Raw genomic sequence first — 23,563 nt, 5'->3', positions numbered from 1 at the left:
GGCCGGCAGAGGGCGGGCTTGAGATACCTGCCGAAGCTGCAACGCCGATCCGCTTTTCACTTTCGGATATCGACGCCGAATGCGTTGCCGGCCAGACCGTGCTGCAGACGGCGCGCGCTTCGGGCGTGCGCATCCCGGCGGCCTGCGAGTTCGGCCTGTGTGGAACCTGCAAGGTGAAAAAGGTCTCGGGCACAGTCGAGATTAGCCACAATGGCGGCATCCTCGATCACGAGATCGATGATGGCTTCATCCTTGCCTGCTGTTCGAAACCACTGACGGCGCTCGAGATCGAGGCCTGACCGGCGAGGCGCTTAAACCCCGTAGCGTTCGGTGCGGATGAGGCTTGCCGGAACGCCGGCATCGATCAGCGCCTGGGCGGCGGCCGACACGAAGGCATTCGAGCCGCAGACAAAGGCGAACCTTGGCGGCGCGGGCAGCCGCACCATCGATTGCTCTATCATCACAACGTCGATCCGCCGCGAATAGTCCGCCGGGCGCCGGGCCGGCTCGCGGGTCAACGCCAACACCAGATCGAAGCCGTCCCGGCGATCATGGAAGTCGATCAGTTCGTCGCGAAAGATCACCTCGTCCCAGATCCGTGCGGAAAACACCAACGCCGCGGGCACCGTCGATTTGCGCGCGGCACGATGGCGGATCATCGCCATCAGCGGCACCACGCCGGACCCACCGCCGACCAGCAGAAGCGGGCCGCCGTCGCTGTCGGACCAGACGAAGTGGCCGCCGAGCGGTCCGCGCAGCTCGACCTCATCGCCGACCGCCGCGATATCGTGGAAGAAGGGCGAGATCTCGCCATCGTCGAGCCTTTCGATCGCCAGTTCGATCGTCTCGCCGGCGTCAGGCGCCGAGGCGATGGAGTAGGAACGGCGCGCCTGATAGCCGTCCGGCGCCGTCAGCCTGACGTCGACATGCTGCCCGGCACGATAGGCGAACGGCCGCGACGGCTCGAGGAAAAAGCTGGTGACGCGCGGCGTGCGCTTTTCGATGCGGCTGATGGTGACCGTCTGCCAAGGCGACTGCGCCGCCGGCGCGTCGCTCATGGATCGCCCGTATAGCGCTGCTCGCGCCACGGGTCGCCATAGATGTGATAACCGCGCAACTCCCAGAATCCGGGCTCGTCGCGCTCGGTAAACTGCAGCCCATTCAGCCATTTGGCCGACTTCCAGAAATAGAGATGCGGAACCAGCAGCCGCGCCGGGCCGCCGTGGTCCGGCGTGATCGGCTTGCCTTCGTAAATCAGTGCCACCATCGCCTTGCCGGCGGTGAGATCCTTCGTCGGCACGTTGGTGGTGTAGCCGTCGAAGGACAGCGCCAGCGTGAAGGCCGTTGGTGGCTCGATGCCGGCATCCGCCAGAATATCGTCGACCAGCACACCCTGCCACGCCGTGTCGAACTTGGTCCATGCGGTCACGCAATGGATGTCGCGGGTCATCTTGGTCAAAGGCAGCGCGTTGAACTCTGTCCAGTTCCACTTCTTGATCGGCCGCGGTCCGTGCTTGAGCGTGAACGACCAGTCCTCGGTGCTCACGCGCGGCGTCGGCCCGGCCGACAGCACCGGAAACCCTTGCTCGAGATACTGCCCCGGCGGGATACGCGCATCCGTATCCGTCGGGGGCTTTCGTCCTGAAAAGAAGCCGCGGGTGACCATCGAGACAATCCGTTTTCATCAGGCCGCCTGTCGGCCTTCACCAATGTTGTCAAAGATACTCTGGCGGGCAACCAGATTTTTTTGGCGGAACCTGCGACCAAGCTTGCTCTCAGCCTCTCGAGCTTGCCACCATCCGCAGCGGCGCCGGCCTGAATGCCGGAAGCCGATGCCGCCTTGTCAGGATCGACGCTCTCGACCAGCGCGCCGCCCTGGTTGGGCGTCAGGTTCATCGCCTGTCGGACATCGGCGTTACGTCCATCAGACCGAAGCCGATCGCAGAAGCACGAGGGCCCTGCTGTGCGGATGGCGAAGATTTAATCTAATGGGTCGGTGTCGCCAGCTCGCTGCATTTGAACCCCTGATGAGGGGAATGGCGCCGACCCTGAAACAAAAAACCGCCTTACGGCGGGTTGTTGGCGCGATCAGCACCATGCGGAAATCGATAACATAGGTGCCGGCACAAAGCAAGAACAAAATTGCTGACAGGGATCACGAGCTCGCATATCTTCCCGCCTCTATCCTGCCGGTCATCGAAGCCTCCTATGCGCCGATCCCGTCTGTCCGCCTGAGATAGCCGCTGGCGATTTCGCGCATCCGTTTGGCGTCGAAGCTTGGGCCATGGCCGCCATGGCCGATGCGGATCGGCAGGTCGAGCAGCCGCTGCATGGTGCGGCGGTAAGCGCCCCTGTCGGAGTCCGGCAGGTCGTCGATCAGCATCGCGTCGTAGATGGCGTCGCCGGCGAAGAGCAGGCCGTCGGCCTCATCGAACAGTGCGATCGAATCGGACGAATGGCCAGGCAGATGCAGCACGCGGAATTGCCGGTCGCCGAGATCGACCAGATCGCCCTCGTCGAGTGTCCGCGTCAGCGGGGCCGGCGGAATCTTGTAATCGGCTGCTTTCCAGCCCGACGCCGGCAGCTTGGAGACGGCGCCGTCGAGATCGTGAAACATGTGGGCGTAGGTGACCGCCTCGTCCATGCTGTCGAAATACGCGGCACTCATCCTGGGCCCGGCCCGCAGCGGGAATTCGTGCAGCGAGCCGACATGGTCGAGATGGATGTGGGTGGCGACGACGAGCAGCGGCTTGCCATCAGGCGTGTCGATCTCCGGCGCCAGCGGGCGGATGCCCATGCCGGTGTCGACAAGCAGGTCGACGTCGCGGCCGCGCAGATGCCAGATGTTGGCGCGCACGAAATCATGCACGAACGGCTCGGTCAGCATTGTTGTAGCGGCGTCAACTGCTGTTCTGCTGAACCAGTCAAGCATCAGAAGAGACCCGGCATCAGACGAACGGTTTTCCAACCTTATATTTTTCGGGGACCAGCCGCTTCAGATAGGCCATTCCCGCATCGGAGAGCTGGTTGACCTCAGGCAGCATGAAATCGTCTGGCATGTGGCGCGTCTTGCCGGCGACGTTTTTCAGCGGCACCTTGTTCAGCACGGTTTTCTTGCCGTCATATTGCAGCGCCACCGAGCCGCCGCCCTGTTCGGCGACAGCGACCGCAAAGACGCCGGCATCGAAGGCTTCCTGCGCATCGACGGCGTTGATGGCGCCGACATAGCCGCGCGGCATGTAGCCGAGCGCATCGACTCGCGCCCGCTTGCCCGGCAATCCTTCGGCCAGGGCGCGCTCGAGGGCGGCCGGCAGGTCGCTGCCCGACAGCTTGACGTTGCCATGCGCATCGCGCTCCAGTTTGTCCGGCGGCACAAGGCTTTCGACCAGCGCCTTGCCGTCGGCGGTGCTGACGCCTTCGGACACGGCGACGATGCAGCGCTTGTGGCGGTCGAGCGTGGCGCGAACATCGTCGATGAAGGCCGCGGCCGAGAACGGGCGCTCCGGCACATAGACGAGATGCGGGCCGCTGTCGGGATCAAGCTGCCATGCGGCGGCGGCGGCGGTGAGGAAACCGGCATGCCGCCCCATGACGATGCCGACATAGATGCCGGGCAGAGCACGGAAGTCGAGGTCGACCGAGAGAAAGGCGCCGGCGACGAACTCGGCTGCCGAAATGAAGCCGGGCGTGTGGTCGTTCTCCTCGAGATCGTTGTCGATGGTTTTCGGCGCATGGACGAAAGCCATCTTGCCGCCGGCGGCGTCGGTCAGGATCTGCTGCGTGCCCGACGTGTCGTTGCCGCCGATATAGATGAAGGCGTCGGCGCCGGCCTTCTTCAAGCCGTTGAGGATGATCTCGCAATAGGCGTCATCCGGCTTGTCGCGGGTCGAGCCAAGCGCGGCGCTCGGCGTTGCCGCAATCAGCCGCAGCCGATCCTCCGGAATGGCTGAGAGATCGACATAGTTGCCGTCACGAATGCCGCGCACGCCATGGATCGAGCCCAGGACCTTGGCGCCGGGATGCCGCTTGCGGATTTCGAGCGCGGCGCCCACCATCGTTTGGTTGATGACGGCAGTCGGACCGCCGCCTTGCGCGATCACAAAAGTTCCGGACATGCTTCACGTCTCCCGAGCAGTGGCTTTGCAGGCACATTCGCCTGTCTTGCGAGATCACGCAACGGGAGAGTCGAGCAGCCGCGCCGGCCGCGCTATCAGGTCAGACGACAACCGGGAGAGTCAGACGACGACGACCGGGTTCTTCCTCGAGACGCGGCTGTAGAGGTCTATGACGTCCTGGTTGATCAGGCGAACGCAGCCCGACGACATCGCCTGGCCGATGCTCCACCATTCGGGCGAGCCGTGGATGCGGTAGCCGGTGTCCTGGCCGTTCTGGTAGATGTACAGCGCGCGCGCGCCGAGTGGGTTGTCGAGGCCGCCGGGCTGCCCGGCCTGCCATTTCACCAGTTCCGGCTTGCGGGCGATCATCTCGGCCGGCGGCCTCCAGGTCGGCCATTCCTTGCCGTACTGGATGTTGGCGCGGCCGGACCAGCGGAAGCCTTCCTTGCCGATGCCGACGCCGTAACGGATCGCGTCACCGCCGGGCTGCACCAGATAGAGCAGCCGCTCCTGGGAATGGACGACGATGGTGCCGGGCTGCTCGCCGGTCGGGTCGACGACGATCTGGCGGCGGAACTCCGGCTTGACCTTGAGGTAGGGCACTTCCGGCAGCGTGAAGCCGCCGTCGGTGACGGAGGCATACATCACACCAGGGCTGGTGATGTTCTTATCGACGCTGATGCTCGGGCGGATGGGGGTGATCGCGCCGGTTGTGACGCCGTCGAGTTGCAGCGCCGACAGGTCGAGCGTCTGGCTGCAGCCGGCGACGCCGAGCAACGCCATGGCACCGGCGCCGGACAACACCGCGCGGCGGGAAAGCTGGTTTTCGGAAATTTCGATGTCGATGGCGTCGCCGTCGTACGGCGGCGTCAGACCTCGCGGCAACTCACGCATCTACCCAAACCCTACGCTGTCGGCGGGAAACACGGTCCCGGCCGGATAGGATGCATTTTCACCAATCATAGTTGAAAAAGCGTGAAGACATCTTGCCCTACCTTAACCTCCTGGCCGAGCCGTCGCGCCGCACATTTTCGATGCAGCCCCTTTACATCTTTGCGAGCCCAAGGATTTATCCTCTTCTTTGAGCTCAAGGAGACGAACATGTCCTTCGAAAACTGGGCCGCCTTTGCCGCCGCCTCGACGATCCTTCTTGTCATTCCCGGCCCGACCATCCTTCTGGTCGTGTCCTATGCGCTCGGCCAGGGCTGGCGCACCGCGCTGCCGATGGCGGTTGGCGTGGCGTTTGGCGATTTTACGGCGATGACGCTGTCGATGCTGGGCATCGGCGCACTGCTGGCGGCGTCGGCCACCGTGTTCACCGTGCTGAAGGTGATCGGCGCCGGCTATCTGATCTATCTCGGCGTAAAGCTGTTTCGCGCCGGTGGCACGCTCAAGGCCGAGCCGCGCCTGGACGCGGTGTCCTCGGCCAAGATGATGGCGCATGCCTGGCTGGTCACCGCGCTCAACCCGAAAAGCATCACCTTCTTCGTCGCCTTCCTGCCGCAGTTCCTCGACCGGCACGCCGATTTCTGGACGCAGATGCTGATCTTCGAAACGACCTTCCTGGCGCTCGCCTTCGCCAATGCCTTCGGCTACGCGCTGATCGCGGCAAGGGCGCGCAACGTCGTGCGTAATCCCCGGGCGATCCGCATCTTCAACCGCACCGGCGGCACGCTGCTGGTCGGCGCCGGCATCGCCACGGTGGCGATGCGCTCGGGCAATTAGAGCAGACGAAATTCGCCTGCGAGAGCCAGATGCTTACTCGAGGGCCGCCTCGATCGCCAGGATGATCTTCTCGGCTTTCAGCGTCGAGAAGCTGATGCCCTTTTCAGGAAAATAGGCGGCAGCAAGCCGCACAGCTTCGCGCAACGACATGCCCACAAAGCCAGCTATATCCTCACCATTGGCGACGGGCTGCGGAACGGCGATCATCACCACCAAGCCTTTCTGCTCTCGAGAGAAGTGGCCGAGCTTGTAGCCCTCAAACTCAGGCTTACTGACCGAGCCAGGCAGAATGAAAATCGGATTTATCCATGCCTCGGTACCATCGTTATAACTCGCATCACGGACATCGGCGGCGACGTTCATTGCCTTGTTGAGCATTGAGTGGACGAGGCTGCCGCGCTGTTCTGGGCCGCCAAATTGATTCCCTATCGCTATCATTACCCTTACCTTTTCAACGCCTCGGCCTGCGCCGTCACAGATTTGGTAGTGACACCTAAAAAAGTCGTTGCGAAGGGCTTTCAAAGCCTGCTTGATATCTCCAGGTGACCTTGCCAAAGAGTCAATCCCGTCGCCTACATATTTGCTGAAATCCGCAGCTGCTGCCGGCCCAGACCTGATTAGCGCGCCGACCGCTAATGTTGTAAGATCGGATCCACAAATTGTGTGGTCGTCGATGGGTGACCCATGGCAGTCAGGGACGCATTCGGCCTGACGTTTTCGGGCGCGACCGAGGCCGGGTTCTCGTCCTACAGCCAGGCCGTGCGCGAACTGCAGTGCTTCATCGGCGATCCGATCGCCTCGGTCGACTGCGCCATCGCCGAGGATCCCGGTTTCGTTATGGCGCATGTGTTCAAGGGCTATCTCTTCGGCCTCGCCACCGAGCGCGAGGCGACAGCCGTGGCCAGGACATGCCACGAGGTGGCACTGCCGCTTGCCGCCACACCGCGCGAGCAGGCGCATGTCGCAGCACTTGGCCATCTTGCCGGAGGACGCTGGCATGAAGCCGCCCGTCTGCTCGAGGATATCGCCATCGAGTTTCCGCTCGATGCGCTGGCGCTGCAGACCGGGCACCAGATCGATTTCTTCACCGGCAATGCCCGCATGCTGCGCGACCGCATCGGCCGCGCGCTGCCGTCGTGGCAAAGCGGCATGCCGGGCTACCACGCCATACTCGGCATGCAGGCCTTCGGGCTGGAGGAGATGGGCGACTATGCGCGCGCCGAAAAGCTTGGCCGCGCAGCAGTCGACATCGAGCCGCGCGACGGCTGGGCGCAGCACGCCGTCGCTCATGTCATGGAAATGCAGAGCCGGCAAAGGGACGGCATCGCATGGATGCGCGCCAACCCGGAAGCGTGGACGCTGGAAAGCTTCCTGCAGGTGCACAATTGGTGGCATCTGGCGCTGTTCCACTACGATCTCGGCGAGACCGGCGACGTGCTGGCGCTCTATGACGGCCCGATCTACGGCGAGCGCTCGACGCTGGCGCTCAACATGGTCGATGCCTCGGCTATCCTGTGGCGACTGCATCTCGGCGGCATCGATGTCGGCGCCCGCTGGGCAGCACTTGCCGCCAACTGGGCCAAGGCCGGCGCCGGCAACTATGCCTTCAACGATGCCCATGCAATGATGGCTTTCGTCGGCGCCGGCCAAGAAGCGCCGGTTCGCACCTTGCTCGAGGCGCAGCGCGAGGCCATGCATGGCAACGACGACAACGCCGCTTTCACCCGGGATGTCGGCCATCCCCTCACGCTCGCCATCAAGGCATTCGGCGATGGCAACTACACCGAGACGGTGGGCCTGATCCGGCCAATCCGGGTGATCGCCCACCGCTTCGGCGGCAGCCACGCGCAACGCGACGTCATCGACCTGACGCTGATCGAGGCGGCGCTGCGTTCCGGCGACCATGCGCTGGCACGGGCGCTTGCCGCGGAACGCGCGCTGGCGCGGCCGGACAGCCCGCTGTCGGCGCTGCTTTCGCGGCGGGCTGCCGATTTGTCGGAGAATTGACCGGAGGCGGATCTTGTCTTAAAAACTGCCAAGTCAGATTTTTTCGAGATCCGAAAAAATTAATGGCAGTGGGAGGACACCATGTATCTCGGCCTCGATCTGGGCACGTCGGGCGTCAAGGCGCTTTTGATCGATGCCGGGCAGACCATCATCGGCTCCGGCCACGCGTCGCTCGACGTGTCGCGGCCGCATCCCGGCTGGTCCGAGCAGAACCCCACCGAGTGGATCCGCGCCTGCGAGGACGCGATCGCCGAGCTCAAGGTTTCCCATTCGAAAGAACTTGCCGCGGTCAAAGGCATAGGCCTCTCCGGCCAGATGCACGGCGCCACCTTGCTCGATGCCGGCGACCAGGTGCTGCGCCCCTGCATCCTCTGGAACGACACGCGCAGCCATGCCGAGGCGGCCAAGCTCGACGCCGATCCGCGTTTTCGCAAGCTCACCGGCAACATCGTCTTCCCCGGTTTCACCGCACCAAAACTGGTCTGGGTGAAAAACAACGAGCCGGATATTTTCTACAAAGTGGCGAAGGTCCTGCTGCCGAAGGATTTCCTGCGGCTCTGGCTCTCCGGCGAGCATATTTCTGAGATGTCGGACTCGGCAGGCACGTCCTGGCTCGATGTCGGCAAGCGAGACTGGTCAACCGACCTGCTTTCCGCGACGTCGCTCGATGAAGGGCAGATGCCGTCGCTGGTCGAAGGCACTGAGAAGGCCGGCGCCTTGCGCAGCGAATTGGCCTCGAAATGGGGGATGCAGGCCGGCATCCCGATCGCCGGCGGCGCCGGCGACAATGCGGCCTCGGCCTGCGGCATGGGCACGGTGGCAGCCGGCCAGGCCTTCGTCTCGCTTGGCACGTCAGGCGTGCTGTTCGCCGCCAATGCGTCTTATCTGCCAAACCCGGAAAGCGCGGTGCACACGTTCTGCCACGCGCTGCCCGACACCTGGCACCAGATGGGCGTCATCCTGTCGGCAACCGATTCGGTCAACTGGCTGTCGGAGATATCAGGGAAAGGCGCCGGCGAGCTGACCGCCGAGCTCGGCGATACGCTGAAGGCGCCGACCGGCGTGTCCTTCCTGCCCTATCTCTCCGGCGAGCGCACGCCCCACAATGATTCGGCCATTCGCGGCTCGTTTACTGGGCTTGCGCATGAATCGAGCCGCGCCGTGTTGACCCAGGCCGTGCTGGAGGGCGTGGCTTTCGCCTTTCGCGACAGTCTCGAAGCCCTGGCCAAGGCCGGCACGACGCTGACACGAGTGACGGCGATCGGCGGCGGCTCGCGCTCGCGCTATTGGCTGAAGGCAATCGCCACCGCGCTCGGCCTGCCCGTCGACATCCCGGCCGATGGCGATTTCGGCGCTGCCTTCGGTGCGTCCCGGCTCGGCATGATCGCGGCGACGGGCGCCGATCCGCTCAGAGTGTGCACGGCGCCAGCCACCGATGCCACCATCGAACCGGTCGCCGCGCTAAGCAACGCCTATGCGGATGCTTATCAGCGCTATCGCTTGCTTTACCCAGCCATCAAGGCTGCGACCGCATGAGCGAGGGTTTAGCCGCCTCTAGCCTGCCGGCCATCTCCCCCTCAAGGGTATGGCTATGGCTTTTAGGCAAGCGCCCCCTCACCCGGATTGCCAACCGAATTGCGAAGAGCAATTCGGGGCAATTCGACCTCTCCCCGGGGGGAGAGGAGATCGCCGACCTTGGCGCCAGCCTCTTCTCCCCAGCGGGGAGAAGGTGGCCGCGAAGCGGCCGGATGAGGGGGCTGCCCTTGAGGGGGCTGCCCTTGAGGGGGAGATGGCCGGCAGGCCAGAGGGGGGTGTGTCGCCCCCGTCTCGCCACGAAGTCTTCATTGTGCCGGAACCTTGTCGAGAAAGCCGGTGACGCTTTTCAGGCGGCCATTCTCCATGACGCCGATGTCGGTGCCTTCGATAACGGAATCAGTGCCTTCCGGCCCGAGATTCCACGAGAAGCGGATCGTGTCGCCAAACCCGTCCGGCTTGCCCTTCAGCGAGAACCGGAAGCCGGCAAAACGTTTTTGGACACCATCGATGAGCGCGGCGATGCCATCATGGCCGTCGCCCTGCACGATCGGGTCACGATAGCTGACGTCTTCGGTGAAGGTCGCCTTGAGCAAGGCAGTCCGGCGCGCGGCCTCGCTCTCGTTCCAGGCGGCGATGTAGTTTTCGGCGATCGTGTTGAGGTCGGTCATGGTCTGTCTCCTTTGTTGAGTGGCTTTGACATGACCGTTTTCATCCAGCGCCAGCGCGAAACCAATTACGCCTGAGGTAATCAGGACAGAACCATGCGAGAGGACAGACAATCATGACCAGTGGGTTTTTCGGCGACATCCAAAAGATCAAATACGAGGGGCCAGATTCGACCAATCCGCTGGCCTACCGCTTCTACAATCCCGATGAAATTGTCGCCGGCAAGCGGCTGGAAGACCATCTGCGCTTTGCCGTCGCCTACTGGCATTCGTTCGCCTGGCCGGGCGGAGATCCGTTCGGCGGCCAGACTTTCGATCGGCCGTGGTTTGCCAAGGCTGGCGGCACCGACACGATGGAACTGGCCAAGCTCAAGGCCGATGTCGCCTTCGAGATGTTTGCGCTGCTCGGCGCACCCTACTTCTGCTTCCACGATGCCGATGTGCGGCCGGAAGGAAAAGATTTTTCCGAAAGTGCCGCGCGCCTCGACGAGATATCAGATTATTTTGCGACGAAGATGAAGCAGACCGGCGTCAAGCTGCTTTGGGGCACGGCCAACCTGTTCTCCAACCGCCGCTTCATGTCGGGCGCCGCCACCAATCCCGATCCGGACGTGTTTGCCTATGCGGCAGCGACGGTGAAGCACTGCATCGACGTCACCAAGCGGCTGAAGGGCGAGAACTATGTGCTGTGGGGCGGACGCGAGGGCTATGAGACGCTGCTCAACACCGACCTTGCCCGCGAGCAGGAGCAGGCCGGTCGCTTCCTCAACCTGGTCGTCGACTACAAGCACCGGATCGGCTTCAAGGGCACCATCCTGATCGAGCCGAAGCCGCAGGAGCCGACAAAGCACCAGTACGACTATGACGTCGCCACGGTCTACGGCTTCCTGAAACGCTTCGGCTTGGAGAAGGAGGTCAAGCTCAACATCGAGCAGGGCCATGCGATCCTGGCCGGCCATTCCTTCGAGCATGAGCTGGCGCTGGCCAATGCGCTCGGCATCTTCGGCTCGATCGACATGAACCGCAACGACTACCAGTCGGGCTGGGACACCGACCAGTTCCCCAACAACGTGCCGGAGATGACGCTTGCCTATTACCAGGTCTTGCAGGCCGGCGGCTTCAAGTCCGGCGGCACCAATTTCGATGCCAAGCTGCGCCGGCAATCGCTCGATCCGCAGGATCTGCTGATTGGCCATATCGGCGGCATGGATTGCTGTGCACGCGGCCTCAAGGCCGCCGCCCGCATGGTCGAGGACAAGGCGCTATCCGCCCCGCTGGCCGAGCGCTATGCCGGCTGGAACTCCGCCGAGGCCAAGGCGATGCTTGCCGGCAAGCGGACGCTGGAGGAGATCGCCGAGCGCGTCGTCAAGAAGAAGATCGAGCCGCAGCCCAGATCCGGCCGCCAGGAACTGCTCGAGAATATCGTCAACCGGTACGTCTGAGGTGTCGCACCGGCGGGTCTTTGACCGATCCGCCTGCCCGGAACAGCTTTGCGCGAAGGCGGAACCGATGACAAGGTTTTGCCTCGCACCGCCCCTCAATCGCCTCGCTCTTGCCTTCAAACAGCCGTCACGAATCCGGTATAGTGTGGTTCGTGGCGGGAACAGAAAGAAGGAGGCGAAACGATATGCAGCACGAACGCGAAATCGACGCCCTGCTCTCATCTGGCGAGGGATCGATCATCGACCGGCTGATGGCGCTGCCGCATCCAAAACATGGTGCGCGCAGTGCAAACGAATGGGATCGCGCGGTCGCCAGCCGCTTTGAGACCCATCTTGCGAGACAGATGCGCTCGCAGATCGACGGCAAAGGCGACCGCAAGGACGCTGCCTAATCCCGACTATCCCCTACGCAGCCTGACCGGCGCTTCGCCGAAAGCTCTGGAAAACGCCCTGGAAAATGCCGCGGCGGACGAGAACCCTGTTCGCCCGGCAATGTCGGCCATGGCCACGCGCGTGTCGACCACCAGCCGGCGCGCGGCACCCAGCCGCAGCCTGAGATAATAAGCGCCCGGCGTCTCGCCGATCGACTTGCGAAAGATGCTTTCCAGCGTTCTTGCCGTCACCCCGGCGCGCTTCGCCACCGCGGCGATGGTCAGCGGCTGGTCGACATGCGCTTCCATCAGCCGGATGGCTTGCGCCAGCCGCGGATCGTAGCCGTCGAGGCGGCCGAGCGAGACCAGCGGTTGCGCATCGGTCGCCGCCCGCGCCTGGTCGTAGATGAAGACACTTGCCACATCGAGCGCGACGGCCATGCCGAGCCGCGTGCGGATCAGATGCAGCATCAGGTCGAAGGTCGGCGAGGCGCCGCCCGAAGTGAAGACCGGCCCGTCGATGACGTAGCGGTCGGGGCGTACATCGACGCCGGGAAAGGCCGACGAGAAATCCTCCATGTCCTCCCAATGGGTGGTGGCGCTGCGCCCTTCCAGCAGGCCGGCGCGGGCCACAAGCCAGGTGCCGGCTTCGACGCCGCCGCAGGCGCGCGCGGCGCGCGCCGCACGGCGCAGGCCGGAAAGCAGGGCCGACGTGGCATAGTTCTGCGTGCCGAAACCGGCGACGACGACAAGCATATCGGTTGTATCCGCCGCATCGAAGCGGCCGCTGACCGCAACCGGCAGGCCGCATGTGGTGACTGGCGCTTCGCCGGTCACCGAGACCAGCCTGAAATCGAACAGCGTCTCGCCGGCAATACGGTTGGCGGCACGCAGCGGATCGACGGCCGATGCCACGCACATGATTGACGAACCGGAAAACACCAGCAGCGTCACCTTGAGCGGCGAGCGCTCGGCGCGAAAGATCGAAGGCTTTTCGGTTTTCATCATACGCTCTTCGTAAAACGCAAAACAGTGTCCGGCAAGTCAGGCATTGTTGCCATCTGTTCGATCGAGCCCATGTTTGATCGGAGCCGTCTGTGCCGATTGGGAGAGTCCGATGCCGCTTGCAATGAACCGTGAGGTTTTCATAACCTGTGCCGTGACCGGGTCCGGCAGCTCGCAAGATCGAAGCCCGCATGTGCCGCGTTCGCCCAAGCAGATCGCCGATTCGGCCATCGATGCGGCAAAGGCGGGTGCGGCGATCGTCCACTGCCACGTGCGCGATCCCGAAACCGGCAAGCCGCGCCGCGACGTGCAGCTTTATCGCGAGGTAACCGAGCGCATCCGCGCGGCAGACGTCGACGTGGTGCTGAACCTGACCGCCGGCATGGGCGGCGATATGGTGTTCGGTTCGCCGGAAAACCCACTGCCGCTGAACGAGAAAGCCACCGATATGGGCGGCGCGAGCAACCGCGTGGAACATGTGCGCCAGTGCCTGCCGGAGATCTGCACGCTCGACTGCGGGACGATGAATTTCGCCGAAGCCGACTATGTTATGACCAACACGCCCGGCATGCTGCGCGCCATGGGCGCAATGATGACGGCGCTCGGCGTCAAACCGGAGATCGAGGCCTTCGACACCGGCCATCTGTGGTTTGCCAAGCAATTGGTCGAGGAAAAGGTACTGGATCCGGACGCGCTCGTGCAATTGTGCATGGGCGTGCCATGGGGCGCGCCTGATGATCTCAACACCTTCATGGCCATGGTCAACAACGTGCCGTCGAACTGGAATTGGTCGGCGTTTTCTATCGGCCGCAACCAGATGGCCTACGCCGCCGCTGCGGTGCTGGCCGGCGGCAATGTCCGCGTCGGGCTCGAGGACAGTCTCTGGCTCGACAAGGGCGTGCTGGCGACCAATGCGCAGCTGGTCGAGCGGGCGGTCAGCATCGTGTCGAACATGGGCGCAAGGGTCATCGGCCCGGATGAGGTGCGCAAGAAGCTCAACCTGACGAAGCGCGCGCCGCTTTGAACAAGCAATCGGTAGGGAGGAGCCGCCGATGAAGACCGTGAAATTCACCGCGATGAAGGACGGCGACCGCGACGATTACGCCTTCCTCACCGAGCACGAGATCGACTATGCGGCGAAGACCGGCGAACGGCTGCTTGACGCGCTTATCCAACTCGACGAAGGCCTCTCCGGCTATAAGATCACCCGGCTCGGTCATTCGCTGCAGGCGGCGACGCGCGCATGGCGCGACGGCGCCGACACCGACTGGCTTGCCTGCGCGTTGCTGCACGACATCGGCGACATCTACGCACCGTACAATCACGACGAATATGCAGCTTCGATCCTAAAACCTTTCGTGCGCGAGCAGTGCACCTGGGTGGTGGAAAAGCACGGCGACTTCCAGCGCCTCTATTATGCCCACCATCTCGGCGGCAATCCCCATGCGCGCGACCGTTTCGCCGGCCACCTTTATTTCGACGATTGCGACCAGTTCTGTGAGCGCTGGGATCAGTCGAGCTTCGATCCGGATTACGAGACGTTGCCGATCGACTTCTTCCGGCCCTTCGTGCTCGAAGTGTTCGCGCGCAGAGCCTATGACGCCACAGTGATCCGTGCCGGCGAACGCGTGCCCCTCATCGATTCCAAAGTAGCCAGGACAAGAACCGGAGCCTCCGCATGAGCATCATCACCAAGGCGGCTGCCATCGGCGGCGGCGTCATCGGCGCCGGCTGGGTCGCGCGCCTGCTCTTGAACGGCATCGACGTGTCGATCTTCGATCCCGATCCCCAAGCCGCGCGCAAGGTCGGCGAAGTGATGAAAGGCGCGCGCCGCGCCTACAAGCAGATGCTGCCCGGCGGCGTGCCAAAAGAGGGCAAACTGACCTTTGCCAAGACCATCGCCGATGCCGTGGCCGACGCCGATTTCATCCAGGAAAGCGTGCCGGAACGGCTCGACCTGAAACACCGCGTGCTGGCCGAGATCGACCTTTATGCGCCGGCCAACGCCATTGTCGGCTCCTCGACCTCCGGCATCAAGCCGACCGACATGCAGGTGGCGATGAAGGAGCATCCGGAGCGGCTGGTCGTCGGCCATCCGTTCAACCCGGTCTATCTCTTGCCTCTGGTCGAGATCGTCGGCGGCGAACAGACCTTCCCCGAGGCCCTCGAGGTCGCCAAGGAGATGTACGCCTCGATTGGCATGAAGCCGGTGGTCATCCGCAAGGAGATCGAGGCTTTTGTCGGCGACCGCCTGCTGGAGGCGGCATGGCGCGAGGCGCTGTGGCTGATAAAAGACGGCATCTGCACGGTCGAGGAACTCGACGACATCATGCGCTATGGCTTCGGCCTGCGCTGGGCGCAGATGGGCATGTTCCAGGTCTACCGCGTCGCCGGCGGCGAGGCCGGCATGCGCCATTTCATGGCGCAGTTCGGGCCATGCCTGAAATGGCCATGGACCAAGCTAATGGATGTGCCGGAGTTCAACGACGAGCTGGTCGACCTGATCGCCACCCAGTCGGACGACCAGGCACATGGCCTGTCAATCCGCGAGCTCGAAAAGATCCGCGACGACAATCTGGTCGCGATCATGGAGGCGCTGTCGAAGCAGAACAAAGGCAAGGGTTGGGGCGCCGGCGCCTTGCACAAGGACTATACCAAGCAGCTCGCCAAGCTTGCGGCGGAGAAGCCCGCTACTTCCAAGGCGGCCGAAAAGGCGAAGGCTGAAAAGCCGAAGAAAAAGAAGAAAGGCTGAGGCCATGGATTTTGGTCTTTCGGAAGAACAGAAACTCATCGTCGAGACGACACGCGCCTTCGTCGAGAACGAGCTCTATCCGCATGAGCGCGAGGTCGAGCGCACCGGCGTACTGCGCCGCGAACTGATCGAGGAGATCAAGGCCAAGGCAATCGAAGCCGGGCTCTATGCCGCCAACATGCCAACGGAAGTCGGTGGCGCCGGGCTCGATACGGTGACCTGGCTGCTTTACGAAAAAGAGCTCGGCCGCGCCAATTACGCGCTGCATTGGACCTGCGTGGCGCGGCCTTCCAACATCCTTCTGGCCGGCACGCCGGAGCAGCGCGAGAAATATCTCTATCCCTGCATTCGCGGCGAGAAATGGGATTGCCTGGCGATGACCGAGCCGGGCGCCGGCTCCGATCTGCGCGGCATGAAGGCGACCGCCGTGCAGGATGGCGACGACTGGGTGCTGAACGGCACCAAACACTTCATCAGCCATGCCGACCTCGCCGATTTCGCCATCGTCTTCATGGCCTCGGGCGAAGAGGAGACGCCGCGTGGAAAACGCAAGAAGATCACCGCCTTCTTCGTCGACAAGGGCACCAAGGGTTTTACGGTGCGTGACGGCTACCGCAACGTCTCGCACCGCGGCTACACCAATGCCATCCTCGAATTCGACGATTGCCGGCTGCCCGGAGCCCAGGTTCTCGGCGAGGTCCACAAGGGTTTCGACGTCGCCAATTCGTGGCTTGGCGCAACCCGCCTGCAGGTCGGCGCGACCTGTCTCGGCCGGGCCGAGCGGGCGCTTGGTCACGCCGTCGAATATGCCGCGCAGCGCCAGCAGTTCGGCCAGCAGATCGGCAAATTCCAGGGCGTGTCGTTCAAGCTCGCCGACATGGCGACCGAACTGAAGGCCGCCGACCTGATGGTGTTCGAAGCCGGCTGGAAGTACGATCAGGGCACCGTCACCGATCAGGACATGGCCATGGCCAAGCTGAAGGCCACCGAAATGCTTGCCTTCGTCGCCGACGAGGCGATCCAGATCCATGGCGGCATGGGGCTGATGGACGATCTGCCGCTGGAGCGCATCTGGCGCGACGCCCGCGTCGAGCGCATCTGGGAAGGCACTTCGGAAATCCAGCGCCACATCATTTCACGGGCGCTGCTGCGCCCGTTCGGGGGCTGATCAATGCACAGGCTTGAACGTCTTCTGCGCCCGCGAACGATCGGCGTGTTCGGTGGCGCGCAGGCCGCCGCCGTCGTCGCGCAGTCGATCAAGATGGGCTTTGCCGGCGAGATCTGGCCGGTGCACCCGAGCAAAGACGAAGTCGCCGGCCGCAAGGCCTACCGTTCGGTAGCCGATCTACCCGGCGCCCCCGACGCCGCCTTTGTCGGCGTCAACCGGCATTTGACCATCGAGGTGGTCAAGGCGCTGGCCGAACGCGGCGCCGGCTGCGCCGTCTGCTTTGCCGCCGGCTTCCTCGAGACCGAGGCCTATGACGAGGACGGCGAGCGGCTGCAGGCCGAGCTGGTCGCTGCGGCGGGCCAGATGCCGATCATCGGACCGAACTGCTACGGCCTGATCAACTATGCCGACGGCGCACTGCTGTGGCCCGATCAGCACGGCGGCATCAGGCTGGCCGAGGGCGGCCGCGGCGTCGCCATCATCACCCAGTCGTCGAACATCGCCATCAACTTGACCATGCAGAAGCGCGGCCTGCCGATCGCCTTTCTGATGACGGCCGGCAACCAGGCGCAGACCGGCCTCTCCGAAATGGCGCTTGGCCTAATCGAGGACGACCGCGTCACTTCGCTCGGCCTGCATATCGAGGCCTTCGATTCGGTAGCCGGCTTCGAAAGACTGGCCGCGCGGGCGCGTGAGCTGAAGAAGCCGATCATTGCCATGAAGGTCGGCCGCTCCGAGCAGGCGCGGCAGGCGACGGTTTCGCACACTGCATCGCTGGCCGGGTCGGATGCCGCCTCGGGCGCCTTCCTGAAGCGGCTCGGCATCGCCCGCGTCGATTCGATCCCGGCCTTCATCGAGGCGCTCAAGCTGCTGCACGTCACCGGCCCCCTGCCCGGCTATCGGCTGTCGTCGATGAGCTGTTCGGGCGGCGAGGCGTCTGTGATGGCCGACAGCGCCGAAGGCCGCAGGGTGAACTTTCCGACGCTGACCGATACGCATCGCGCCCACGTCAAATCGACGCTCGGGCCGCTGGTAGCGGTGGCCAACCCGCTCGACTACCACACGTTCATCTGGAACAACGAGCCGGCGATGACCGCCACCTTCACCGCCATGGTGTCGGGCGGTTTCGACCTCAACATGCTGGTGCTCGATTTCCCGCGCCCCGACCGCTGCTCGGACACCGACTGGTGGGCGACGCTGCGTGCCTTCGAATCGGCGCTGAAGACCAACAAGGCGCAAGGCGCGATCGTCTCGTCGCTGCCGGAGAACCTGCCCGAGGAATACACCGCCGGCCTGATGGCACGCGGCATGGTGCCGTTGTTCGGCATTTCCGAAGCCATGGACGCCGCCCAGGCGGCAGCCTTCATCGGCTGGGCCTGGCGCGAGCCGCAGGCGCAGCCGATCGACACCTCCGCTTCCGGGGCGCCGGCCGGCGACCATGTCACGCCTGATGAGGCCGAGGCGAAAGCGCGGCTGATCGAGGCTGGGCTTCCCGTGCCGAGGGGCGAACGCGCCGGCAATGCGGTCGAGGCGGTCATCTCCTCGATGGCGCTCGGCTTTCCGGTGGCGATGAAGGCTTTGGGCGTCACCCACAAATCCGAGCTCGGCGCGGTGCGGCTCAACCTCAGGGATGCCGAATCCGTCAGCACCGCCGCCCATGATCTCGATGCGCTAGGCACCGGCCTCTATGTCGAGCGCATGGTGCGCGACGGCGTCGCCGAGCTGCTCGTCGGTTTCACCCGCGACCCGATGTTCGGCGCGGTGATGACGCTCGGCACAGGCGGGGTGCTGGTCGAGCTGCTGCGCGACAGCGTCACTCTGATGCTGCCGGCAACCCGCGACGACATCGAGGCAGCGCTGCGCGGGCTCAAATTGTTCCCGCTGCTTGAAGGCTATCGCGGCCGGCCCAAGGCCGATGTCGCGGCGGCCATCGATGCGATATCAGGCATTGCCGCCTTCGTGCAGCAAAATGCCGGCGAGATCGAGGAGCTCGACATCAACCCGCTGATCGTCTGCGCGCAAGGCAAGGGCGCCTGGATCGCCGACGCACTGCTGGTGCTGGGAGAGAACAAAAATGTCTGACGTCATCACCACCCGCCGCGAGGGCACGATCCTCGAAGTCGTGCTCGACCGGCCCAAGGCCAATGCCATCGACCTGAAAACGTCGCGGCTGATGGGCGAGACGTTCAAGGCGTTCCGCGACGATCCGGATCTGCGAGTTGCCATCGTCAAGACCGCCGGCGACAAGTTCTTCTGTGCCGGCTGGGACCTCAAGGCCGCGGCCGGTGGCGATGCGGTCGACGGCGACTATGGCGTTGGCGGGTTCGGCGGACTGCAGGAATTGCGCGACCTCAACAAGCCGGTGATCGCCTGCGTCAACGGCATGGCGGTCGGCGGCGGCTTCGAGCTGGCGCTGTCCTGCGACCTCATCTACGCGTCGGATCATTCCTCCTTCGCGCTGCCGGAAATCCGTGCCGGCACGCTGGCCGACGCGGCAACGATCAAGCTGCCGAAGCGCATCCCCTATCATGTCGCCATGGACCTTTTGCTCACCGGCCGCTGGATGGATGTCGCAGAGGCGCATCGCTGGGGCCTGGTCAACGAGGTGCTGTCCAAGGAGAGGCTCGAGGACCGCGTCTGGGAGATCGCCCGGCTGCTCGCCGGCGGCCCGCCGCTGGTCTTTGCCGCGATCAAGGAGACGGCGCGGGTCGCCGAATCGCTGACCTTCCAGGACGCGATGAACCGGGTGACGCGGCGCCAATTGCCGACGGTTGACGCACTGTACGGCTCGGAGGACAATCTCGAGGGCTTTCGCGCCTTTGCCGAAAAGCGCGACCCGGTGTGGAAGGGGAAATGATACTGCGGAGATGATGGCGTTTCTTCCCACCCCCCTCTGGCCTGCCGGCCATCTCCCCCGCAAGGGGGGAGATTGGCAGCTTCGGCCCATCCGCCCTTCCTGCCGCGCTGGAGATTGGCGAAAGCCGATGCGACATCCAATCTCCCCCCTTGCGGGGGAGATGTCCGGCAGGACAGAGGGGGGTGTCCAGGCGAATTCATTGCGATCCGGTCAGCGCTCATGACCGACTACAAAAAACTCATAGACGCCGAGACATGGGCCTTCATCGAGCGGACCAATTCCTACTATCCGTCGGATACGATCGACTACACAATCGCCCAGCAGCGTCCGATCTACGACCGCATGTGCCGCGAGTTCTTTGCCGGCTATCCCCAAGGCGTGACGGCTGAAACCACCGTCATTGCCGCGCCCGCGCACGACGTCCTGATCCGCATTTATCGCAGCGCGGCGCCGAACGCCTCTGCGATGGTGCTCTATGTCCATGGCGGCGGTTTCATCCTCGGCGGACTCGATAGCCATGACGATGTCTGCGCCGAGCTTTGCGCTCGCACCGGCTATGAAGTGGTTTCGGTCGACTATCGGCTGGCACCCGAGCATCTGCATCCGGCCGCCTTCGACGACGTGATGGGCGCCTTCGAATGGGCCACCTCAACCTACGAATGCCCCGTCCTGCTTTGCGGCGACAGCGCCGGCGGCAATCTCTGCGCCTCCGTCAGCCATGCGACGCGCGGCCACGCGCGAAGGCCGATCGGCCAAATGCTGATCTATCCCGGCCTCGGCGGCGACCGCTCGCAAGGATCCTATGTGACCCATGCCGAGGCGCCGATGCTGACGGTGCGCGACCTCAATTTCTACAAGGATATCAGGACCGGCGGCGAGGACCGCACTGGCGACCTCACTCTGTGGCCGCTTGCCGACGCCGATTTTGCCAATCTGCCGCCGACCGTGGTGATCACCGCGCAATGCGACCCGCTGTCGTCAGACGGCGAGGCCTATCGCGACCGCGTCGTTGCGGCAGACGGCGACGCCTTCTGGTTCGAAGAGCCGGGGCTGGTGCATGGTTATCTCAGAGCCCGGCATACGGTCGGCCGCGCGCGCTCGAGCTTTACCCGGATCGTCGACGCGGTAGCGGTTCTGGGACGCGGCGAGTGGATCTGGTAAGGGGTCTAGCCCACCCCGCGTGATGCCGCGCGGCCGGCGCTGCGGCCCGGAAAAGATGCAGCCGCCGAGAAACGTGCCTTCCAGCGCCGCGTACCATGAGCGAATCGACGAGGAAGATGCCGCCGAGCGACTGGCCCGGCTCCTGGTCGACAATGATGGTCTTCTTGCCGGCCTCGGCCAGTTCGGCCGCGGCGACGAGACCGGCAAGGCCGGCGCCGACAATGATCGCATCCGCATCGTCAGCCATTTTGTTTGACTATGATCTTATCCGAAAACCGGTTCCCACTTTTCGCTGGCGCGGACCTTCGGTTCGGATCATGGTCAGCCTAAACCGTCTCCCAGCCTTCCTTCTCGCCGGCGCGGAAGATGGCGTCGATGACCTTCTGGTTGAGCACCGATTCCTCCAGCGTGAAGACGCGGTCCGTGCCGCCCTGTGCCGCCCGCGCGAACGCCTCGACCTCCAGCCGGTATTGCTGCATCCCGGGGAAGCGGAACACTTGCGCCTCGCTATGGTTCTGGTTGTGCAGCTCGACGCGATGGTGGTCATAGATTCCGGCGTTGAACGGCGAAAGCACCTCGATGAAACCCTTCTCGCCGTGGAATACCATCACCTGCCGCGCCGCCATCTGCGTCGACAGATAGAACGACAATTCGAAGTCGCCGAAATCGGCGCGGATCGAAGAATAGATGTCGGTGCCGAACGTCTTGTCGCGCTCGATCGTCGCCTGGACGCGCAGCGGCTCCTTGCCCGTCGAAAAGCGCGTCGACACCGTCGGGTAGACGCCGATGTCGGGCAGCGCGCCTCCGCCGAGGTCGAGCTGGTTGCGCATGTTCTTGGGATCGACATTGTAGTAGGAAAACGCGCCCTGCACATGGCGCAGCCGGCCGATGGCGCCGTTGGCGATCAGCTCGCGAACCTTGATCCACTGCGGGTGGTAGACGACCATGAAGGCTTCGCAGACGAGCACGTTTTTGGCGTCGCGCAGCTTGATCAGCGGCGGAATGTCGTTGGCATCGAGCGCCAGCGGCTTCTCGACCAGAACATGCTTGCCGGCCTCGATCGCCTTGGCGGTCCATTCGACATGCTGCGCGGTCGGCAGCGGGATGTAGACGCCGTCGATGTCCCTGGATGCGAGCAGCTCGCTATAGGAACCGAAGGCATGGGGCGCGCCGAAACGGTCGGCCAGGGCGCGGGCTTTCGACAGGTCGCGGCTGGCGATCGCCGACAGTACACCGTTCTCCGCCTCGACCATTGCAGGCAAAAGATGCTCGCGGCCGATCTTGGCCGTCGACAAAACACCCCATCGGAACATCAGGCTTCTCCCTCTTTAGATTGCAGGCGTCGAGGTTTGCCTGAAATCGGCAAAAAAGCCAATGAGAAGCATGGCAGCGAGCAAGGCGATCGTCTGCGGCTTGTTCGGATGCCGGCGCTGCCCCATAGCTTCTCTCCCCGCTCTCGCGGGGGCGAGGAAGAACCGCTCAACCCCTTCTACCTGTAAGCGTCATGTTGAAGTCGACGACGTTCGAATAGATCGGCGTGCCGACATCCATGCCGTAGCGCGACCGCAGCACCTTGCCGGTGACATGGAATTTTATCGTGCCTGCCTTGAGACCGGCGAGCTCGGCCGTGAACTTTTCCGAAAAAGTCTTGCCGCGCGCCGTCAGCCGACCGGTGACGAGGGCTGACGTCTCGCCGATGCGTCTCACGCTGGTCGAGCGGAACTGGATTTCCGGGTTGTTGGCGGCGTCGAACACCGCGTCGGAGCGAAGGAAGGCGTCGACGCGGCTCTGGCCGGTGCCGACGCTTTCGGGAAAGATGGTGATATTGACACGGGAGCGTCCGACATCGCTGTTGTCGATGCGGATCGAGCCCTTGAAGCGGGCGAAGGCGCCGGCGAGCCCGCCGCCGCCGGCCTTGCCGACGGAGAAACGGATGCTGGAACCGGCCGGGCTGATCGTGTAGCTGCCGGCAGCGTCGCTGAGCGCGACCGCCGCGAAAACAGGCATGGCAAGGCAACTGGCGACTGCTGCAAATCCGAAGATGCGTGCAACCATGGGCGTGATCCTTTTTTAGCGCCCTCGCCCTATTAACGAATGAGCCGCCTGCTCTATTCCGCGCTGTGATCCGACGAAGGCGTGATCATGCGCGTCAGTACTACGTCCTTCAGCCAGAAATGATGGCGCAGCGCCGCGGCGAAATGCAGGGCGACAAGTCCGATGCCGGCATAGGCGAGATACCAATGCGCCGAGGTCCAGAAGCTTTCCGCCGGGTCCGATTCCGCGAGTGGCAGGTCCGGCATGACGAACAGGTTGAACGGCACGCTCGGTATCTCCAGCATCGACACTGATACCAGTGCCCAGCCGGACAGAGGCAGCGCAAGCTGAAACACGTAGAGCGCAAAATGGACGAGCGGCGCCACGCGGCGCTCTAACGGCCCGACCGAGCGCGGCAGCGCCGGCACCGCATTGCCGAGCCGCCAGGCAATGCGCAGGATCACCAGCCCGAGCAGCAGAAAGCCGAAGGATTTGTGCAGCTGAATCAGTTCGAAGGCGGTGCGCTGGCTGGACACCCGCATCATAACAAAGCCGAGCACGAACTGGCCGATGAAGATCGCGGCGATCAGCCAGTGAAGGACGATTGCCGCCCAGCCGTAGCGGGTCGCAGAGTTTGTGATCCATATGGGCATGGGAAGTGAACGATGGCCGGGGCCGCCTTCTTCCACCCTCCCCCTTGTGGGACCCTTGTGGGGAGGGTCGCG

The 23,563-nt window shown here is 63.9% G+C and carries 25 protein-coding genes and 1 pseudogene; 14 read left to right on the top strand and 12 right to left on the bottom strand.

The window, feature by feature from the left end:
• Positions 1 to 299: 2Fe-2S iron-sulfur cluster-binding protein (locus tag AC0L14_RS07385; protein WP_473749042.1), on the top strand; the 299-nt coding region annotated here is incomplete at its 5' end.
• A gap of 12 nt (positions 300 to 311) precedes the next feature.
• Here AC0L14_RS07385 and AC0L14_RS07380 read toward each other — a convergent pair.
• The 5 genes from AC0L14_RS07380 to AC0L14_RS07360 all read right to left on the bottom strand — a co-directional run bounded on the left by AC0L14_RS07380 (position 312) and on the right by AC0L14_RS07360 (position 5,009).
• A complete protein-coding gene (locus tag AC0L14_RS07380; protein ID WP_473526231.1) occupies positions 312 to 1,058 on the bottom strand; it encodes an FAD-binding oxidoreductase in 747 nt (248 codons plus the stop codon).
• Positions 1,055 to 1,666, bottom strand: coding sequence for a molybdopterin-dependent oxidoreductase (locus AC0L14_RS07375; RefSeq protein WP_473526232.1), 612 nt, complete (start codon positions 1,664 to 1,666; stop codon positions 1,055 to 1,057). The genes AC0L14_RS07380 and AC0L14_RS07375 overlap by 4 nt, the downstream gene beginning before the upstream one ends.
• Before the next feature lie 540 nt (positions 1,667 to 2,206).
• A complete protein-coding gene (locus AC0L14_RS07370) occupies positions 2,207 to 2,932 on the bottom strand; it encodes an MBL fold metallo-hydrolase (RefSeq protein WP_473749041.1) in 726 nt (241 codons plus the stop codon).
• A 16-nt stretch (positions 2,933 to 2,948) separates the two neighbouring features.
• Positions 2,949 to 4,115 (bottom strand): diphosphate--fructose-6-phosphate 1-phosphotransferase, encoded by a 1,167-nt coding sequence (locus tag AC0L14_RS07365; protein ID WP_473526234.1) that lies wholly within the window; start codon positions 4,113 to 4,115, stop codon positions 2,949 to 2,951.
• Between the two features lie 120 nt (positions 4,116 to 4,235).
• Positions 4,236 to 5,009 (bottom strand): L,D-transpeptidase, encoded by a 774-nt coding sequence (locus AC0L14_RS07360; RefSeq protein ID WP_473749039.1) that lies wholly within the window; start codon positions 5,007 to 5,009, stop codon positions 4,236 to 4,238.
• Between the two features lie 207 nt (positions 5,010 to 5,216).
• On the opposite strand from AC0L14_RS07360, the gene AC0L14_RS07355 reads away from it, so the two are divergent.
• Positions 5,217 to 5,840, top strand: coding sequence for a LysE family translocator (locus AC0L14_RS07355; protein ID WP_473484387.1), 624 nt, complete (start codon positions 5,217 to 5,219; stop codon positions 5,838 to 5,840).
• 33 nt (positions 5,841 to 5,873) lie between these two features.
• On the opposite strand, the gene AC0L14_RS07350 is transcribed toward AC0L14_RS07355, so the two are convergent.
• Positions 5,874 to 6,218, bottom strand: a complete 345-nt coding sequence (locus AC0L14_RS07350) for a hypothetical protein (RefSeq protein WP_473749038.1) — start codon at positions 6,216 to 6,218, stop codon at positions 5,874 to 5,876.
• Between the two features lie 3 nt (positions 6,219 to 6,221).
• Here AC0L14_RS07350 and AC0L14_RS07345 point away from each other — a divergent pair, with 3 nt between their 5' ends.
• The 3 genes from AC0L14_RS07345 to xylB all read left to right on the top strand — a co-directional run bounded on the left by AC0L14_RS07345 (position 6,222) and on the right by xylB (position 9,383).
• The gene (locus tag AC0L14_RS07345) at positions 6,222 to 6,386 is read left to right on the top strand and encodes a hypothetical protein (protein ID WP_473749037.1); all 165 of its coding nucleotides are present in this window, start codon (positions 6,222 to 6,224) and stop codon (positions 6,384 to 6,386) included.
• A gap of 138 nt (positions 6,387 to 6,524) precedes the next feature.
• Positions 6,525 to 7,847 carry a tetratricopeptide repeat protein gene (locus AC0L14_RS07340; protein WP_473749036.1) on the top strand — a complete coding sequence of 441 codons (1,323 nt, stop codon included), beginning with the start codon at positions 6,525 to 6,527 and terminating at the stop codon, positions 7,845 to 7,847.
• 81 nt (positions 7,848 to 7,928) lie between these two features.
• Positions 7,929 to 9,383, top strand: a complete 1,455-nt coding sequence (gene xylB, locus AC0L14_RS07335; protein ID WP_473749035.1) for a xylulokinase — start codon at positions 7,929 to 7,931, stop codon at positions 9,381 to 9,383.
• Positions 9,384 to 9,688: 305 nt separating this feature from the next.
• Here xylB and AC0L14_RS07330 read toward each other — a convergent pair whose 3' ends face one another.
• Positions 9,689 to 10,051, bottom strand: coding sequence for a nuclear transport factor 2 family protein (locus AC0L14_RS07330; protein WP_473484390.1), 363 nt, complete (start codon positions 10,049 to 10,051; stop codon positions 9,689 to 9,691).
• A gap of 113 nt (positions 10,052 to 10,164) precedes the next feature.
• Between AC0L14_RS07330 and xylA the strand changes: the two genes are divergently transcribed.
• Positions 10,165 to 11,490, top strand: a complete 1,326-nt coding sequence (gene xylA, locus AC0L14_RS07325) for a xylose isomerase (protein WP_473484392.1) — start codon at positions 10,165 to 10,167, stop codon at positions 11,488 to 11,490.
• Between the two features lie 185 nt (positions 11,491 to 11,675).
• On the top strand, positions 11,676 to 11,882 hold the full coding sequence (locus AC0L14_RS07320) for a hypothetical protein (RefSeq protein WP_473484395.1): 207 nt from the start codon (positions 11,676 to 11,678) through the stop codon (positions 11,880 to 11,882).
• Between the two features lie 6 nt (positions 11,883 to 11,888).
• Here the strand turns inward: AC0L14_RS07320 and AC0L14_RS07315 are convergent, their stop codons facing one another.
• Positions 11,889 to 12,869, bottom strand: coding sequence for a GlxA family transcriptional regulator (locus AC0L14_RS07315; protein ID WP_473484397.1), 981 nt, complete (start codon positions 12,867 to 12,869; stop codon positions 11,889 to 11,891).
• A 109-nt stretch (positions 12,870 to 12,978) separates the two neighbouring features.
• Here AC0L14_RS07315 and bcoG point away from each other — a divergent pair, with 109 nt between their 5' ends.
• From bcoG to AC0L14_RS07280, 7 genes are all read left to right on the top strand, one after another.
• Positions 12,979 to 13,890: a 3-dehydrocarnitine:acetyl-CoA trimethylamine transferase BcoG gene (bcoG, locus tag AC0L14_RS07310; protein WP_473749033.1), complete on the top strand. Its 912-nt coding sequence runs from the start codon at positions 12,979 to 12,981 to the stop codon at positions 13,888 to 13,890.
• A gap of 28 nt (positions 13,891 to 13,918) precedes the next feature.
• Positions 13,919 to 14,548 (top strand): HD domain-containing protein, encoded by a 630-nt coding sequence (locus AC0L14_RS07305; RefSeq protein ID WP_473484400.1) that lies wholly within the window; start codon positions 13,919 to 13,921, stop codon positions 14,546 to 14,548.
• Positions 14,545 to 15,618, top strand: coding sequence for a 3-hydroxyacyl-CoA dehydrogenase NAD-binding domain-containing protein (locus AC0L14_RS07300; protein ID WP_473749032.1), 1,074 nt, complete (start codon positions 14,545 to 14,547; stop codon positions 15,616 to 15,618). The genes AC0L14_RS07305 and AC0L14_RS07300 overlap by 4 nt, the downstream gene beginning before the upstream one ends.
• A 4-nt stretch (positions 15,619 to 15,622) precedes the next feature.
• Positions 15,623 to 16,786 (top strand): acyl-CoA dehydrogenase family protein, encoded by a 1,164-nt coding sequence (locus AC0L14_RS07295; protein ID WP_473484404.1) that lies wholly within the window; start codon positions 15,623 to 15,625, stop codon positions 16,784 to 16,786.
• A gap of 3 nt (positions 16,787 to 16,789) precedes the next feature.
• Positions 16,790 to 18,868 (top strand): acetate--CoA ligase family protein, encoded by a 2,079-nt coding sequence (locus AC0L14_RS07290; RefSeq protein ID WP_473749031.1) that lies wholly within the window; start codon positions 16,790 to 16,792, stop codon positions 18,866 to 18,868.
• Positions 18,861 to 19,643 (top strand): carnitinyl-CoA dehydratase, encoded by a 783-nt coding sequence (locus AC0L14_RS07285; RefSeq protein ID WP_473484408.1) that lies wholly within the window; start codon positions 18,861 to 18,863, stop codon positions 19,641 to 19,643. Before AC0L14_RS07290 ends, AC0L14_RS07285 begins: the two co-directional genes overlap by 8 nt.
• 219 nt (positions 19,644 to 19,862) lie before the next feature.
• Positions 19,863 to 20,804, top strand: coding sequence for an alpha/beta hydrolase (locus AC0L14_RS07280; protein WP_473749030.1), 942 nt, complete (start codon positions 19,863 to 19,865; stop codon positions 20,802 to 20,804).
• Positions 20,805 to 20,883: 79 nt separating this feature from the next.
• On the opposite strand, the pseudogene AC0L14_RS07275 reads toward AC0L14_RS07280, so the two are convergent.
• The 4 genes and pseudogenes from AC0L14_RS07275 to AC0L14_RS07260 all read right to left on the bottom strand — a co-directional run.
• Positions 20,884 to 21,051, bottom strand: a pseudogene (locus AC0L14_RS07275) (FAD-binding protein); the annotation flags it as partial.
• 79 nt (positions 21,052 to 21,130) lie between these two features.
• Positions 21,131 to 22,117 carry a Gfo/Idh/MocA family protein gene (locus AC0L14_RS07270; RefSeq protein WP_473484412.1) on the bottom strand — a complete coding sequence of 329 codons (987 nt, stop codon included), beginning with the start codon at positions 22,115 to 22,117 and terminating at the stop codon, positions 21,131 to 21,133.
• A gap of 166 nt (positions 22,118 to 22,283) precedes the next feature.
• The gene (locus AC0L14_RS07265; RefSeq protein ID WP_473484414.1) at positions 22,284 to 22,859 is read right to left on the bottom strand and encodes a YceI family protein; all 576 of its coding nucleotides are present in this window, start codon (positions 22,857 to 22,859) and stop codon (positions 22,284 to 22,286) included.
• A gap of 53 nt (positions 22,860 to 22,912) precedes the next feature.
• Positions 22,913 to 23,491, bottom strand: coding sequence for a cytochrome b (locus tag AC0L14_RS07260; protein ID WP_473484416.1), 579 nt, complete (start codon positions 23,489 to 23,491; stop codon positions 22,913 to 22,915).
• Between the last annotated feature and the right edge of the window lie 72 nt (positions 23,492 to 23,563).

Source organism: Mesorhizobium sp. WSM4841 (assembly GCF_055811515.1).
The sequence above is the reverse complement of the archived record's forward strand: the minus strand, read 5'-3'. Positions and strand labels throughout refer to the sequence as shown.

Coding starts and splice junctions, on each gene's coding strand:
- AC0L14_RS07380 (WP_473526231.1), bottom strand. CDS start 1,058: ATGAGCGACGCGCCGGCGGCGCAGTCGCCTTGGCAGACGGTCACCATC.
- AC0L14_RS07375 (WP_473526232.1), bottom strand. CDS start 1,666: ATGGTCACCCGCGGCTTCTTTTCAGGACGAAAGCCCCCGACGGATACG.
- AC0L14_RS07370 (WP_473749041.1), bottom strand. CDS start 2,932: ATGCTTGACTGGTTCAGCAGAACAGCAGTTGACGCCGCTACAACAATG.
- AC0L14_RS07365 (WP_473526234.1), bottom strand. CDS start 4,115: ATGTCCGGAACTTTTGTGATCGCGCAAGGCGGCGGTCCGACTGCCGTC.
- AC0L14_RS07360 (WP_473749039.1), bottom strand. CDS start 5,009: ATGCGTGAGTTGCCGCGAGGTCTGACGCCGCCGTACGACGGCGACGCC.
- AC0L14_RS07355 (WP_473484387.1), top strand. CDS start 5,217: ATGTCCTTCGAAAACTGGGCCGCCTTTGCCGCCGCCTCGACGATCCTT.
- AC0L14_RS07350 (WP_473749038.1), bottom strand. CDS start 6,218: ATGCTCAACAAGGCAATGAACGTCGCCGCCGATGTCCGTGATGCGAGT.
- AC0L14_RS07340 (WP_473749036.1), top strand. CDS start 6,525: ATGGCAGTCAGGGACGCATTCGGCCTGACGTTTTCGGGCGCGACCGAG.
- xylB (WP_473749035.1), top strand. CDS start 7,929: ATGTATCTCGGCCTCGATCTGGGCACGTCGGGCGTCAAGGCGCTTTTG.
- AC0L14_RS07330 (WP_473484390.1), bottom strand. CDS start 10,051: ATGACCGACCTCAACACGATCGCCGAAAACTACATCGCCGCCTGGAAC.
- xylA (WP_473484392.1), top strand. CDS start 10,165: ATGACCAGTGGGTTTTTCGGCGACATCCAAAAGATCAAATACGAGGGG.
- AC0L14_RS07320 (WP_473484395.1), top strand. CDS start 11,676: ATGCAGCACGAACGCGAAATCGACGCCCTGCTCTCATCTGGCGAGGGA.
- AC0L14_RS07315 (WP_473484397.1), bottom strand. CDS start 12,869: ATGATGAAAACCGAAAAGCCTTCGATCTTTCGCGCCGAGCGCTCGCCG.
- bcoG (WP_473749033.1), top strand. CDS start 12,979: ATGCCGCTTGCAATGAACCGTGAGGTTTTCATAACCTGTGCCGTGACC.
- AC0L14_RS07305 (WP_473484400.1), top strand. CDS start 13,919: ATGAAGACCGTGAAATTCACCGCGATGAAGGACGGCGACCGCGACGAT.
- AC0L14_RS07300 (WP_473749032.1), top strand. CDS start 14,545: ATGAGCATCATCACCAAGGCGGCTGCCATCGGCGGCGGCGTCATCGGC.
- AC0L14_RS07295 (WP_473484404.1), top strand. CDS start 15,623: ATGGATTTTGGTCTTTCGGAAGAACAGAAACTCATCGTCGAGACGACA.
- AC0L14_RS07290 (WP_473749031.1), top strand. CDS start 16,790: ATGCACAGGCTTGAACGTCTTCTGCGCCCGCGAACGATCGGCGTGTTC.
- AC0L14_RS07285 (WP_473484408.1), top strand. CDS start 18,861: ATGTCTGACGTCATCACCACCCGCCGCGAGGGCACGATCCTCGAAGTC.
- AC0L14_RS07280 (WP_473749030.1), top strand. CDS start 19,863: ATGACCGACTACAAAAAACTCATAGACGCCGAGACATGGGCCTTCATC.
- AC0L14_RS07270 (WP_473484412.1), bottom strand. CDS start 22,117: ATGTTCCGATGGGGTGTTTTGTCGACGGCCAAGATCGGCCGCGAGCAT.
- AC0L14_RS07265 (WP_473484414.1), bottom strand. CDS start 22,859: ATGGTTGCACGCATCTTCGGATTTGCAGCAGTCGCCAGTTGCCTTGCC.
- AC0L14_RS07260 (WP_473484416.1), bottom strand. CDS start 23,491: ATGCCCATATGGATCACAAACTCTGCGACCCGCTACGGCTGGGCGGCA.